The 13144-nt window shown below is 72.3% G+C and carries 12 protein-coding genes; 1 reads left to right on the top strand and 11 read right to left on the bottom strand.

The genetic code is table 11. From position 1 onward, the window contains the following. Positions 1-87 precede the first annotated feature (87 nt). From ACT3UF_RS05795 to ACT3UF_RS05750, 10 genes are all read right to left on the bottom strand, one after another. A complete protein-coding gene (locus ACT3UF_RS05795) occupies positions 88-300 on the bottom strand; it encodes a hypothetical protein (RefSeq protein ID WP_444600759.1) in 213 nt (70 codons plus the stop codon). A gap of 92 nt (positions 301-392) precedes the next feature. Continuing rightward, a complete protein-coding gene (locus tag ACT3UF_RS05790; RefSeq protein ID WP_444608409.1) occupies positions 393-1010 on the bottom strand; it encodes a methyltransferase family protein in 618 nt (205 codons plus the stop codon). After that, positions 1007-1342, bottom strand: a complete 336-nt coding sequence (locus tag ACT3UF_RS05785) for a hypothetical protein (protein ID WP_444608135.1) — start codon at positions 1340-1342, stop codon at positions 1007-1009. The genes ACT3UF_RS05790 and ACT3UF_RS05785 overlap by 4 nt, the downstream gene beginning before the upstream one ends. Positions 1343-1466: 124 nt before the next feature. Continuing rightward, positions 1467-2957 carry a gluconokinase gene (locus ACT3UF_RS05780; RefSeq protein ID WP_444608134.1) on the bottom strand — a complete coding sequence of 497 codons (1491 nt, stop codon included), beginning with the start codon at positions 2955-2957 and terminating at the stop codon, positions 1467-1469. 242 nt (positions 2958-3199) lie between these two features. Then, positions 3200-4450: a Dyp-type peroxidase gene (locus tag ACT3UF_RS05775; RefSeq protein ID WP_441444481.1), complete on the bottom strand. Its 1251-nt coding sequence runs from the start codon at positions 4448-4450 to the stop codon at positions 3200-3202. Then, on the bottom strand, positions 4447-5109 hold the full coding sequence (locus ACT3UF_RS05770) for a copper chaperone PCu(A)C (protein ID WP_444608133.1): 663 nt from the start codon (positions 5107-5109) through the stop codon (positions 4447-4449). Before ACT3UF_RS05770 ends, ACT3UF_RS05775 begins: the two co-directional genes overlap by 4 nt. 159 nt (positions 5110-5268) lie before the next feature. Continuing rightward, positions 5269-5958: a hypothetical protein gene (locus ACT3UF_RS05765; RefSeq protein WP_441444483.1), complete on the bottom strand. Its 690-nt coding sequence runs from the start codon at positions 5956-5958 to the stop codon at positions 5269-5271. A 67-nt stretch (positions 5959-6025) separates the two neighbouring features. Beyond that, on the bottom strand, positions 6026-6994 hold the full coding sequence (locus ACT3UF_RS05760) for a universal stress protein (protein ID WP_441444484.1): 969 nt from the start codon (positions 6992-6994) through the stop codon (positions 6026-6028). A 276-nt stretch (positions 6995-7270) separates the two neighbouring features. Next, on the bottom strand, positions 7271-7795 hold the full coding sequence (locus ACT3UF_RS05755; RefSeq protein ID WP_442331875.1) for a hypothetical protein: 525 nt from the start codon (positions 7793-7795) through the stop codon (positions 7271-7273). Positions 7796-7987: 192 nt separating this feature from the next. Continuing rightward, positions 7988-8905 carry a LysR family transcriptional regulator gene (locus ACT3UF_RS05750; RefSeq protein WP_442331874.1) on the bottom strand — a complete coding sequence of 306 codons (918 nt, stop codon included), beginning with the start codon at positions 8903-8905 and terminating at the stop codon, positions 7988-7990. 89 nt (positions 8906-8994) lie between these two features. Between ACT3UF_RS05750 and ACT3UF_RS05745 the strand changes: the two genes are divergently transcribed. Next, entirely contained in the window at positions 8995-9306 is a 312-nt protein-coding gene (locus ACT3UF_RS05745) for a hypothetical protein (protein WP_442331873.1), read from the top strand. A 230-nt stretch (positions 9307-9536) separates the two neighbouring features. On the opposite strand, the gene ACT3UF_RS05740 is transcribed toward ACT3UF_RS05745, so the two are convergent. Beyond that, positions 9537-13094, bottom strand: coding sequence for a S41 family peptidase (locus tag ACT3UF_RS05740; RefSeq protein WP_442331872.1), 3558 nt, complete (start codon positions 13092-13094; stop codon positions 9537-9539). Positions 13095-13144: the final 50 nt, after the last annotated feature.

Raw genomic sequence — 13144 nt, 5'->3', positions numbered from 1 at the left:
GCGCGCTCATCATTCGTGGGCCCCCCTGCGCGTCAGGGGAATCAAGGAGTTCATCACTCCCCAGCAGCCTCGCGCGGGTGGGTGTGGTCAGCGAGCTGCCGTGCGGGGTGATCGCGGGCCTGCCCCCGACGGTCCGAGGGCGACGAAGGTCGCTCCGATGGCGAGGAACACGGCACCGGCGCCCACGTTCCCGGCGAGCATGAGGAGGCCGGCGACGATCATGAAGACGATCGCGTTGGCCGTGCGGAGGACGGACTGGGTGGCGGGGTCGGTGAGGGTGAGATGTCGCGAGGTGCTCATGCCGTCAGCCTGCCTCCGCTCGGCGAGGGGGCCATCAGTCCGGCGTAGGGTCCGGCCTCGACCATGGTGGGGGATGTCGGCCGCCCTGCGGCCTACCGCAGCCGCGGCACCCAGCAGCGCACGCGCGCGCTGTACCGCGCATACTCCTCGCCGAAGCGGCCGGCGAGATCACGCTCTTCCTCGGGTCGCACCAGCAGATGCCACAGCACCCCGCCGGCCAGCGAGTAGAGGATCACCAGCCACGAGGCCCCGAGCAGACCCACGGCCACGCCCTGCGCGATCCCAGCAACCGCCATCGGGTTGCGCACCCATTGGTACGGGCCCGCGACTACCAGCTCGTTCGCCATCGCACCGGGCAGCGGCGTGCCCCGGCCCCGCCGGGCCATGGTCACCGCCGAGGCGACACCGAGCAGGCTCGCGGCGAGCAGCAGAGCCACTCCGGCGAGCACCGTGACCAGGCGGGCGGCCTCCGGGAGCACGGCGGCCACCTGCCAGCGCCGCTCCAGCCAGATCATCGGCAGCGGCAGCACCACCAGGAACAGCGTCCAGAACGCCATCATCTGGAGCAGGGTCGCCACCAGAGGGGCGTTCCCCTCGACCCGGCGGGCGGGCCGGAAGGCGAACGGGCCCACGAGGAATGTCGTCATCGGGATCCGGTCCCAGAGCACCAGCATCCCCGCGAGAACCGAGCCGGCCGAGGCGGCGATCATCGCCACCGCACCGCACCGCACCGCACCGCACCGCACCGCACCGCACCCCACCCGGCCCGCCCGGTCAGCGTCGCATAGAGCACAATCCCAGCCGTGACCAGCAGGGTCCAGGGAGCCGCGACCCAGGTCGCCCAGCGGATCCCGAGCGCCACAAGCGCGGAGGCCACCACGAACAGGGGGATGTCGAGCGCCCCCACCAGCAGCGGGTCCAGGCGTCCCAGGGTCGCCGTGGCCACGGCGGGGACCGTCGGCACGAGCACCCACCACAGGGCCCCCGCGATGGCCTGGACGGCGAAGTAGGCGCGGCCGGTGGCGCGGGTCAGCAGGGGCATGATCCGGTCAGGATGTCCGTCCCGTCCGCTCAGCTGACGAGCCCAGCCGACCGGCCGAGATGACCTGCCCAGCGGCCCGCGCCTGCGGCTCGACCCAGGCCGGGTCGGGCCGGGTCGGTCCGGGTCAGGCCAGGTCGGCGAGCTTCTCGAAGCGTTCGAGACGCTCGCGGTAGTAGTCCTGGTGGGCGGCGACGGGCTCGACATGCGTGAGCACCGGCGCTTCGGCGACGGGAACGCCGGGAGCCGCCTGCTCGAGCGCCATCACGGCGGCGCCGCGCATGGTCGAGCGGGACACGGCGACGTGGTCGATCGGGGCGCCGAGGGCGTCCGAGAGCAGGTGCAGCCAGCCGGGGATCGCCCCGGTCATGCCGCCGGAGAGCACGATCTTCTCGGGCTCGCCACCGGCCTCGCGCATCTGATCGGCGATCCGCAGGAACGACAGGGCCACGCCCTCCATCGCACCGCGCAGCATGTCCTGCCAGGTGGTGGAGGCGCCGACGTTCGCGAACATCGCTCGCGAGCTGCCGCGCCACTTGGTGCCGCGCTCCCCGGAGAAGAAGGGGATGACCAGCGGGGTGCCGGCGGAGACCGGGGCGGAGAAGAGTGACGTGGTGTCCGTCTGGGACACCTCGAAGGGCATCGCCAGCTCGTTGCGGCACCAGTCCAACACCCGCCCGCAGTCGCTCATCGCGGAGCCGACAAGGCTGCGCTGCTGGTCCACGCGGTAGGCCCACAGCCCTCTGGGAAGGGTGGGGATCTGGGTGGAGAGCAGCTGGCGGATCGCGCCCGAGGTCGCGGTCGAGATGCCCCAGGTGCCCTCGCCGAGCGCACCGATGCCGAGGTTCGCGGCCAGGCCATCACCGATCACCGGCAGCCACACCGCGTTCTTCAGCTGCGGGAACTCGGCCGCCAACGGGGTGCCGGCGACGGGGATCGCATCCGAGGGATCCAGGGCCGCGCCCATCGCGGAGGCGTCAACGCCCACGGCCTCGAGCAGCTCGGGCACGTACTGGCCGGTGCGGCGGTCGATCATGCCGGACCAGGCCGCCGAGGCGGTGCCGAGCGCCGGGGTGCCCAGCAGCTTGAACGCCGCATATTCGCCCAGCGCCATGAAGCGGGTGGTGCGTGCGAAGACGTCCGGCTGCGTCTCGCGCAGCCAGGCCAGCCGCGGTGCGGTGTACGAGGAGTGCAGGCGTGCGCCGGTGCGCTCGTGCACGCCCTCCACGTCAAGGGTCTTGGCGAGCGCGTCGACCTGGGTGTGGCAGCGGGTGTCCGCATAGGTGATGCAGGGGGTCAGCGCATTGCCGGCGGCGTCGACCGCGACCAGCGAGGACGCGAAGGTGTCGAAGCCGATCGCTGTCACCTCGCCGGGCAGCGGGGAGCTGGTGAGGACGGCGGCGAGGGAGGCGCGGATCTCCTCGACGATCTGATCCGCGTCGATCGTGCTGGTGCCGTCGTCCGCGACGGTGAACTCGTGAGATTCCTTGTGGTTCAGCCGTCCGAGCTCGCGGCCGGAGACGTCGTAGACCGCGGCGCGGGTGCCGCCGGAGCCGATGTCGATCCCGACGACGAGCGGTCCCTGGGCCTCTTCGACCGGGATGTTGAAACGGGGCATGGGGATCTCCTGCGCTCGTCGGGGCCACCTCCGCACGCTCGGCATCGATGCGGCGCCGCGGAGTCGTCCGGTCAGCATACGAGGGGACCCGCAGGAGACGGCCGGTTCGCCATGGGTTGCCACGGGGCGGCAATGACGCCTCGCATCGGTGCCGCTCGGGCGCCGGGACGGTGTTGCCTCGTCCCGACGCCCGACGCCCGACGCCCGACGCCCGACGCCCGACGCCCGACGCCCGACAGTGCTCAGCTGAGCACAGACTCCCCGAGGTACTCACCCTCGGTGCAGCCGGGCGGGATCGCGAACACTGCCGAGCCGATCGGGGTGGTCCACTGGTTCAGCAGATCCAGGGTGTCCAGCCGTTGCTGGATCGGCAGGAACTGGCCGAGCAGATCGGCCTGGAAGGACACGAAGATCTGCCCGGCCTCCGAGATCGCCTCGGAGTCCGGCGGCGGCGCGATGTCGTAGTTGTATGGCCGTCGGAAGATCTCCTGATGTTCACCCTCGTCGATGCCGTGCGCGCGGCGCATATGGGAGAACTCCCCGATCACGGGGAACCCGTTCGCGGAGACCTTCTCGAAGTCCGCGCGGGAGGTCTCCGTGCCGCCGGTGAGCGGTGCGCCGCTGTCCAGGCGGGTTCCGGTGGCCTGTTCACGAGCGGTGCGGTCGGCCTCGTCCCAGCCGTCCAGATCCATCCGGATCCGACGGATCACCATCGAGGTGCCGCCCGCGAACGGGCCCTCCTCGATCCACACCACCTTCGAGAAGTGCTCAGAGCCGGGGGCGGCGTTCGCGCTGCCGTCCAGCTGGCCGAAGAGGTTCCTCATCGTGGCGCCGGGGGCCTGCGTCCCCGGGGAGCGCCGGAAACCGGGCTGCACCCAGCGCACCCGGGTGAAGGCTCGGGAGTCCTTGAGCAGCATCCGCACCGCGTGGGAGACCGTGAGCGGGTCCTCCGCCGCGATCATCAGCAGCAGGTCCCCGCCGGTGAAGCGGTCCTCGAGCTGATCGATCCCGAAGGCAGGCAGCGGGGCCAGCCAATCCGGGACGGGCCGTTCGGCCCGCGCCATCAGGCCCGCCCCGAACCCGACCGTGACGGTGAGCGCGGCCGGCTCCGCCGCCATCTCCGGCTCCGTGTCCGCGAGCGCCGGCACGCCCTGGGTGAGACGGGCGGCATCATCGGTGAGCAGCCGCAGCAGGCGCAGCACTCCCTCACGGGCCACGTCCTCTCGCAGATCCAAGCCGACGAAGGTCGCGGCTGCGGGAGCGGGTGTCTCCACCCCCGCCTGGTGCTCGCCATGGAAGGGAACGGTCACCCCGCCGTGAAGGGAAGGCTCGGCGGCGGCCGACAGGGACGCCTCATTCCCAGCGCCGTCCCGCAGTGCCCGGTCCAGGCCGACGGAGGCGGCGCCCACGCCGAGCGCTCCCACACCGAGCGATCCGGCCCGCAGCAGGTGGCGACGTCCGGGCCTAGGCGCGGAGGTGTCCTGCGGGGTCACTGGTCCTCCTCGTGCTCGTACTTCTCCTGGGCGCCTGCGAAGTCCTTCACGGTGGCGGTGAACGGCTGCTCGGTGCCGTCCTCGAACTCCAGGATCAGCTCCACCTCGTCCCCCGGGAGCAGAGCAGCGGTGAGATCCATCAGCATGAGGTGGTTCCCGCCGGGCTCGAGGACCAGCTCACCTCCGGCAGGCAGGGGGAACCCGCCTTCCTTCTCCTGCATGCTCATACCGCCCGAGCCGTCGGCGGTGGTCTCGTGGAGCTCCACACGGGAGCTGGCCGCAGTCCGCGCCCCGCTCAGGACGAGATCCTGCTCGGTGCCGTTGATGAGCGTGCCGAAGCAGGCGCTCATGCCCTCCTCGGCGGCCTTGACCCAGGGGTCGGCGACGGTCAGCGAGTCGGCGGAGCCGGTGCTGTCGGAGGGGAACCCTTCAACAGCCCCATCCCCGGCCCCGCCTCCATCGCTGCGGGGGTCACCGGCGGCACCGGGATCACCGGTGCCCTCGGAGTCACCGGCGCACGCGGCCAGCGGCAGGAGCAGCGCGGCGAAGGCCGCGCGACGGGGCAGGCGGGCGGAGATCAGGGACGGGGTGGGCGGAGACGCTGCGGTCACGGAGACGGTGGGCTGCGGAGCGGTGTGCGATGACGTGCTGCGGGACATGCGAGGTCCTTTCGGAGACGCCTCGTCGGCCGATGGCGGGTGCGCGATCGGCAGCGGGCGTGAGGGAGCATCAGCACGGCGGAGCCGTGCCGGGATCATCCGAAGGGCTGCCTGAGCAGGCAGGGAGACTGCACCGACGACGCTGGGCGTCGGCGGCGCTCAGGCGGCCAGGACCAGGGGCGGGCCGCGTCGTTGCTGAGGGGAGAGCACCGCCCGGCGGACGTGCCGCAGCGGGGCACCCTCCGGCACCGGTCGGGACGGACCGGGCAGCACCAGGTGGGGGAGGGCCACTGCCTGTGGTGGCCTGCCCAGCACGTTCAGGACGGAGATGATCAGCCCGGTGCAGCGCAGCAGGAAGTTCTCCCCGCGCTGCAGCAGCAGCGTCGTCACGAGCGCGGCGGCGAGGTGCCACAGCAGCATCTGCAGGTCGGCGTGGGTCCCGTGCAGTGAGTGCTCGGCAGCCGCTGCGACCCCGTCGGCCCCGTGCCCTGAGTGCAGTGAGGAGCCCGGGGACGTTCCCTCCCCGAGGAGGCTGTGGGCGCCGTGGCCCAGATGGGAGCCCGGCGGGGCGACCAGCGTGATGCTCGGATCTCCCGGGGTGCCCGCGGTGAACAGCCCATGGAACAGGGCCTGGCTGATGAGCACGGCCGCCCCCATCCGAGGGAGCGAGAACCGGGAACCGGCAAGCACCGTGCATGCCGTCACGGCGAGCCACCACGGGACGGCCACTCCGAGCCAGGAGGGCATCGCGCCGCCGCCCACCAGGTGCCCGCCGAGGGCGACCAGGGTCGCGATCGAGGCGGCCATCCCCCCGCGCAGCAGGCGCAGGGGGGAGCGGCTCGAGGTCATGGACCCCATTCTGCCTCGCTCAGCGAGCAGGGGTGGAGCCTGTCCCCGCAGTGTCCGCCGAAGCGTCCTATGCCGTGGGCGGCACCACCATCACCGGTCCCTCCGCCTTCGCCAGGACAGTTCGCGAGACCGAGCCGAGCAGAGTGGAGACCACGCGGCCATGCCCCCGCGTGCCGAGCACGGTGAGCTGGGCCGTCCCGGTGGCGTCCAGCAGAGAGGGTGCAGGATCGGCCACCATCGCCGTACCGCTGATCGTCAGGTCCGGGTAGGCCTCGCGCAGCGACTCGATGACGACCTCGAGCTCCTTCGCGAGCTCCTGCTGATGCTTCTCCAGGATGTTCGCATCGGGGAGCCAGGCCATGTACGCCGTGCCCCAGGCGTCGGGGCGCGGCATCACCGCGAGCAGCTGCAGCGGAGCCTTGAGCCGTCGTGCCTCCTGCGCCGCCTGTTCCATCGCGGGCCGATTGAGTTGGTACAGGTCCACCCCCGCCACGACGGGGGTATCCAGCTGCTGCGGGGTGAAGCGCTCGGCGCCCTCACCGGGGTCGATCTCGTACTGCTCCGGCACCACCACGGTGGGGCAGTGGGCGTGGGCAGGCAGGGCGGAGGACACCGAGCCCAGCAGACGCCCGAGGAATCCGCCCAGGCCACGAGCGCCGACGACCGCAAGCTGCGCCTTCGTGGACAGGCCCACCAGCACTCCGGCCGCGTCGCCGAATTCGGTGCGCAGATCGACCTCGCCGGGATAGTCGCGCAGATGCTCTCGCGCCATGTCCAGCAGCTCCTCGGCGGCGGCGAGACGGGCGACGTCCGCGGGCACACTGGGTATCAGCGTGGCGTCCGCGTAGGACATGGTGGGCACCGTGTACGCGGTGACCACCGTGAGCGGGCTGCCCAGGCGCTGCGCGGCGCGCGCCGCGTAATAGAGCGCTCGCACCGAGTGGTCCGAGGCGTCGAAGCCGACGAGCACTCCGAGGGGACGAGAACCGGGATCAGTGGGGAGCGGGGACTGCGAGGTGACGCCGTCGTCATGCATCTGGACCTCCTGGGCCGGGGGCTTCAGCGGCCGACGACGGTGCCCCCGTCGATGAGTCCGTCACCGGTGATCTCATCGTAGGGCCGCCCCGAGGGCGCAGGACGGGCCGAAGGTCCGGATCCGCAGAGGGTCTGCGCTCTGGGCGCGGACCTCTCCTTCACCGCGACGACCGCGGAATGCACCGCGACGACCGCGGAATGGCGCGGACCGGCGCTCTGAAGGGACGGGCGGGGCCCGAGCTGTGACGGGCGTCGAGCGGGGCCCGGCCCGACGTGCTCACACCTCGGGCTGATCAGGCAGCCCGAGCTCCTGCGCGTAGCGGTCCCGCAGCTGCTCCCAGCCGTGGTCGAGGGCGTCACGTCCCACGATCCGTTCCTGGTCCAGGCCCTCCAGGCGGGCGTCGAGCACGGCGAGGCACACCTGCCAGCCGGCCAGGTAGGTCGGGGCCAGCTGCGGGTCGGCGAGCTTCATCAGCAGCGTCAGCCGGGCCTCGTCGATCAGCCATTCCAGGACGTCATCGCCCCAGCGGTGGCTCAGCGCATGATCGCCCGCGGTGGCCAGCACATCGACGGCGACCGGATCAGCCTCGGGGGTCTCTCGCGAGAGCACCGGACCGACCTGGTTCAGCGGCCGCTCGGGCACAATCGGCGACCAGGTCGCCAGCAGCTCAGGATCGGTGAGGTGAGCCCAGATCTGCTCACCGGTGCCGGCGAGGTCCACCTCGAGGATCACGGCGTCCTCGGTGAGGTCCACGGCGACAGGGAGTGCGGCGATGCGCTGGTCGATGTCGGATGCGTTCACAGGAGTGCTACTTCCGGGCGCCGGGGCAGGTGCGGCGGCGCAGACGACGTCCCGCCATTGTCCACCCGAGCCTTCCGGGCGGCGAGGACCTCGGTCTCGGTGCTGATGAGGCGCGGCGTGATGAGGCGGGACTGGGCGTGGCGCTGCCGGGGAGTGGTCGGGTGAGTCCGCGGTCGGTGCACTGCGGTTCGGTCAGAGCGCGGTGACGCCCGGGATCCGCGCTGCCGTCTCCACGGTGATGGACCGGATGCGCGCCATGAGGAAGCGGGCGGCGGGATTGTCCTCGACCGCGCGACGCACCCGCATCTGCACCCGTCGCGTCGGGCCGGGGGAACGCAGGGGGATCGCCACGATGTCGGAGCGCACCTCCGCGGCGATCAGAGACGGCTGCACGCTCACGTACTCGCCAGTGGCGACGAAGCCGGTGACCGCGGGGAAGTCCGAGGGGTTGACCTCCACCGGCGGGGTGAATCCTGCGACGCGGCAGGCGGCGGCGATCCGGTCGAACCACAAGGAGTCCAGCGGGTCGTCGGTGACCCAGGGGAGGCTCGAGAGCTCGGCGAGAGCGACCTCGTCGCGATCCGCGAGCGGATGCGAGGCGGCGACCAGCACCGAATAGATCTCCTCGAGCAGATCGATCTCGCGCCAGTCCGCGCCGAAGGAGGGTGTGGCGTCGTCGGTCAGCACGATGTCCGCGCGGCTGCCGGTCTCCTGGACCGAGCAGTCCCGGTACAGCAGGTCCAGTGACAGGTCGGGGAACGCCGCCCGCACGTCCCGCGCGAGGACCGGCACCCAGGTGGCGGCGACCGAGGTCATGTATCCGAAGGTCAGGGAACCGGTGCGGCCGCTGGCGAGCTCGCGCGCGAGCCGCTCGACGGCGGCGAGGGCGTCGAGGGCCGCGCCCGCCTCGTGCGCGATCAGGCGGGCTCCGGGGGTGACGGAGATGCCGCGACCCGTGCGCTCCAGGAGCGTGAGGCCTGTTTCCCGGCCCAGGGTGGAGAGGTGCTGGCTGACTGCCGAGGGGGTGTATCCGAGCGCCTCGGCACTGGCGCGGATGCTCTCCGTCTCGACGACGGAGCGCAGGACGCGGAGCTTCACGGGATCGAGCATGGAGCGACCCTACCTCCGTTCAGCTCCGCTGAACAGAACGGCGGGAATCATCGCTTGTCCTGACGGGTCATGGGACGCAGGATCGAGCCATGACCTCCGCACTGATCGGCCTCGCACTCATCCTCCTCATCGCCCTCGTCGCCGTCGGGCTCGGGACGCTCACCCGCCTGCTCGCCAGCCGGATCATCGCCCCACGCTCACTCGAGAGCACCCCGCTGACCCCGCTGGAGCGCATCGCGCTCGGCAACGAGGCGATCGCGAGGGATCTGCAACCCGACTCGACGCACCCCGTGGCCCGGACCGCCGCCCGGGACGCCGGGACGCGCGTCGGCGACCGCCCGGCACAGGAGCACGAGCTCGCCGAGCGGTACTTCTTCGCGGCCACACACGGGCTGCGGTGACTCACGGGCGCGGCGCGTAGACCGCGCGTCGACCCCCGGGCGGCCCGCTGATGGGCCCGCCACGCTGCTGAGCCCGGCCTCCGGTCCTGGACGCCGGCCGGGGCTGGGCCGGGGCTGGGCCGGGGCTGGGCCGGGCATGCGCCGGTGGCTGGGGCCGGAGACCGGGTGCCGGGGCCGTCCGTGCGCCGGGGCTGGGCGTGCGCCGGGGCCGGGGCCCGCAGCTGGCCGGGTCAGCCCTCCCGGCGGCTGAAGCGCGGCGCGGGCAGCGGGGGTGCGACTGCGGCGGGCTTCTGCGCGAGCAGCGCGAGCGCCTCGGTGATCCCGCGTTCGAGCTGCGGGTCCTCGCCACCGACCCAGGCGTTCGGCGGCAGCGGCACCTCGATGTCGGGCTCCACGCCGTAGTTCTCGATCGCCCAGTCCTCGCCCTCGAACCAGCTCGCGTACTTCGGCTGGGTGACGCCGGTGCCGTCGACCAGGTCGAAGCGGCCGTCGATGCCGATCACCCCGCCCCAGGTGCGGGTGCCGATGATCGGGCCGATCTCCAGGGCGCGCGAGACGGCGTTCACGATGTCGCCGTCGGATCCGGCCTCCTGGTTGGTCACCAGCACCACCGCACCGCGCGGTGCGAACGCCGGATAGGTGCCGGGCCGCTGGTGGCGCGGATAGCCCCAGGACAGCACCCGGCGGGCGATCCGGTCGGTGACCAGCTGCGAGGTGTGGCCGCCGCTGTTGTAGCGCACGTCTACCACGAGGCCCTCCTTGGTGGATGCCTCGCGCAGGTCACGGTGCATCTGCGCCCAGCCGGAGGAGACCATGTCGGGGATGTGCAGGTAGCCGAGCCGACCGCCCGAGAGCTCCTCCACCAGTGACCGCCGGGCCGCGACCCAGGCCTGGTAGCGCAGCGCGGAATCGTCGGCCAGCGGCGTGACCGCCACCCGATGCTCGGCGCCGTCACGCAGCAGCACCAGCTCGGTGGGCTTGTGCGCCGCACCGACCAGCGCTGCCTCGACGCCCTCGGAGTACACCGGGCGGCCGTCGACGCGGAGCACCGCATCGCCCACCTCGGCGCCCACCCCGGGGGCCAGCAGCGGAGAGCGGGCATCCGGATCGGAGGAATCGCCCGGCAGGATCCGGGTGATCACCCAGCGCCCGTCCCGGAGCGCGAAGTCAGCTCCCAGGTAGGCGGGGAGCATCGGCGGATCGGCCTGGTAGACCCCGCCCTGCACATAGGCGTGCGAGGTGCCCAGTTCGCCCTGGACCTCCCACATCATGTCCTGGAAGTCGTCCTCGGTGACCAGGCGCTCGATCACCGGGTCGTACCAGGAGGTCATCGCGTGCCAGTCCATGCCGTCCATGTCCGCACGCCAGTACTGCTGGGCCATGATCCGGTAGTTGTCCCAGAGCATGCCGCGACGCTCCTTGACCGGATCCACGTTCAGGCGCATCCGGCCGGTGTCGATGACCACCCGGGCGGGGTCCTCGTCCTCGGCCTTGCGGGTGGCGGGGATCTGCACCCAGCTCTCACCCTGCTTGACGACCAGGGTCTCCCCGTCGCCTGAGGCGGAGAGGTCGGTGACGCCGTCGGCGAGCACGGTGAGCTTGCGGTCGGTGAGGCTCCAGCGCTCGAGCGTCGGCGTCGGCGCATCGCCCTCGACTCCGGCCCGGGTGCTGCCGAGCACCCCCTGCTGGGGATGGCGCAGCCAGACGAAGCCGTCGCTGACCGCGGTCAGGTGCGAGTAGTAACCGGAGACCACCGGGAACGGGACCAGGCGGGACTCGATGTCGTCGAGCTCGATGCGGGTGCTGGGTGGCCGGTCGACCGCCTCGGCACCGGCGGCGCTGTGGGAGGTGGCCGGCTGGGTGGAGGCGGCGACTGCAGCCTTCTGGTGGGAGGCCTCGCTGCCGGCGGCCTCGCTCCCGACGCCGTCGGTTCCGGCGCCGTCGGCGCTCGCGGCATCCTTCCCGCCGGGACCGCCGGGGCCGTCCTTGGGGTCCTTGTCGGAACCGGCCGGGCCCCAGCCGTCGGGGTGCGGGCCGAAGGGGTCGGGGGTGGTCCGCTCCAGGGGCAGCAGGAACGGCCGCTCGGCGTTGACGAAGCCGAGGTCGAAGACCATGTCGTCGTACACCGTCTCGAAGGTGCGCAGGCTCAGCAGCGCGAGGTGCTTCCCATCCCGGCTGAAGGCGGGGGAGCCATCCTGGTACTTGCCGGAGGTCAGCGCCCGGCCCGTCGGCTCCTGCTCCTCGGTGTCCGAGAGCATCAGCCGGCTGAGCTCCCAGGAGTTCGGCTCGGCCCATACGAGCCAGCGACCATCCGGTGACCAGGCCAGGTCCTTCACCTCGCCGCCGCCGGATCGGCCGACCTCGCGCACGTGGTCCAGTCGCGGGGTCTCCACCGCCGTCTCGGCGTCCTGCTCCCAGGCGGAGGCCGACGGGTCCTTCGCAGCCTGCGAAGAGGCCTTCGCCGGGTCCTCGATCCCGCGCAGCGTCACCAGGCGCACCACATTGTCGTGGGAGGAGATCGCGACCTTCGAGCCGTCCGGGGAGGGGATCGCGTGCAGGATGCGGCCCACCTCGCCGAGGTCGAGCCGGATCTCCTCGCCGCCGCCGTCCAGCCGCGCGAGAGCCAGCACGTCGGAGCCGACGCCGCCCTCCTCCCGATCTGAGAGCGCCTCCGCATCGGAGACGAACAGGGCGAAGGGGGAGCGGCCCAGCGGGCGGACCTCGCGCAGCCGCAGGCCGCAGGTCCCGGCCAGCAGGCGGGAGGGCCCGCCGCGGTGGGTGAGCGCATGGGCGCTGCCCCGCCACTCGACGACGCTCGCACGCGCATCGTGCAGAGGCCTCATGGCCAGGAGGTTCTCTGTCGCGGAGGCGGGCCGCGGCAGCCGGGAGGCGCCGACGCCGGAGGCCAGGATCTCGATCTCGCGCGGCTCGGCGTCCAGAGACTCCATCGCGAAGAGCCGGCCGCGGGAGCTGAACACGATGGTGGAGCCATCGGTCGCCGGCTCGCGCAGGTAGCCGTCGGCGGAGCTCAGCGAGGTGTGGGCGCGGAGGTCGGAGCCGTCCAGTGCGACCGACCAGAGGTTCGCGGCGGCGCGGTCGGTCAGGGCCGCGCCGGGGCCGGGGGTATCGGAGGCGAACAGCAGCCGGTCGCCGTACCAGGCGATCCGCAGCTTCGAGGCGAGGATCTCGTCCAGCAGCGGCTCCCAGGAGCGACCTGCGTGGGCCTCGGCCGGGGCATCCAGGGGGACGTCCTCGCGGGAGGTCCAGAGCTTCACCGCGGTGCCGCCCTGGTAGTGCTTCCAGGAGGCCTGGTCGCGGCGCCACGGGGTGGCGACCACGGTGGTGCCGGAGGGGTGGATCGCGACCTCGCCGCTGCGTCCCAGGGGAAGCAGCTCGGTCCCGCCCTCGAGATCGATCGCCCACAGCTGCGCGTCGCGCGCGATCGGGGCGCCATAGCTGGTGGTGGCGACGATCCGGCCGTCGGGAAGCCAGCCGACGACCTTGGTGCTGGGCCGTCCCCAATAGGTCAGCCGACGCGGGGCGGTGTCGCCCTCGACGCCGATCACCCACACCTCGGGACCGCCCGAGGTGCGGGAGGTGTACGCGATGTGCTCGCCGCTGGGCGAGAAGCGGGGGTAGCCGACGGGTGCACCCTCGTCGGTCAGCCGCCAGGCGCGACCGCCGGCCAGCGGTGCCAACCACACATCGTTCGCGGCGGTGAAGGTGACGATGTCGCCTCGGACATCGGGGTGGCGGAGATATGCGGCATGGGCAGGCGTCGTCGACATGGGTCAACCCTATGTCCGGTCTCGGACACCGCGCACAGGATTTCGAAGCC

The organism is Brachybacterium sp. AOP24-D1-21 (assembly GCF_052378665.1).
In the GTDB taxonomy this organism is placed as follows: Bacteria; Actinomycetota; Actinomycetes; order Actinomycetales; family Dermabacteraceae; genus Brachybacterium.
The sequence above is the reverse complement of the archived record's forward strand: the minus strand, read 5'-3'. Positions and strand labels throughout refer to the sequence as shown.

Bases quoted from the DNA above. Each gene is read 5' to 3' on its own strand.
- ACT3UF_RS05785 (WP_444608135.1), bottom strand. From the start codon at position 1,342: ATGCCCCTGCTGACCCGCGCCACCGGCCGCGCCTACTTCGCCGTCCAG.
- ACT3UF_RS05790 (WP_444608409.1), bottom strand. From the start codon at position 1,010: ATGATCGCCGCCTCGGCCGGCTCGGTTCTCGCGGGGATGCTGGTGCTC.
- ACT3UF_RS05745 (WP_442331873.1), top strand. From the start codon at position 8,995: ATGACCTCCGCACTGATCGGCCTCGCACTCATCCTCCTCATCGCCCTC.
- ACT3UF_RS05760 (WP_441444484.1), bottom strand. From the start codon at position 6,994: ATGCATGACGACGGCGTCACCTCGCAGTCCCCGCTCCCCACTGATCCC.
- ACT3UF_RS05765 (WP_441444483.1), bottom strand. From the start codon at position 5,958: ATGACCTCGAGCCGCTCCCCCCTGCGCCTGCTGCGCGGGGGGATGGCC.
- ACT3UF_RS05795 (WP_444600759.1), bottom strand. From the start codon at position 300: ATGAGCACCTCGCGACATCTCACCCTCACCGACCCCGCCACCCAGTCC.
- ACT3UF_RS05770 (WP_444608133.1), bottom strand. From the start codon at position 5,109: ATGTCCCGCAGCACGTCATCGCACACCGCTCCGCAGCCCACCGTCTCC.
- ACT3UF_RS05750 (WP_442331874.1), bottom strand. From the start codon at position 8,905: ATGCTCGATCCCGTGAAGCTCCGCGTCCTGCGCTCCGTCGTCGAGACG.
- ACT3UF_RS05780 (WP_444608134.1), bottom strand. From the start codon at position 2,957: ATGCCCCGTTTCAACATCCCGGTCGAAGAGGCCCAGGGACCGCTCGTC.
- ACT3UF_RS05740 (WP_442331872.1), bottom strand. From the start codon at position 13,094: ATGTCGACGACGCCTGCCCATGCCGCATATCTCCGCCACCCCGATGTC.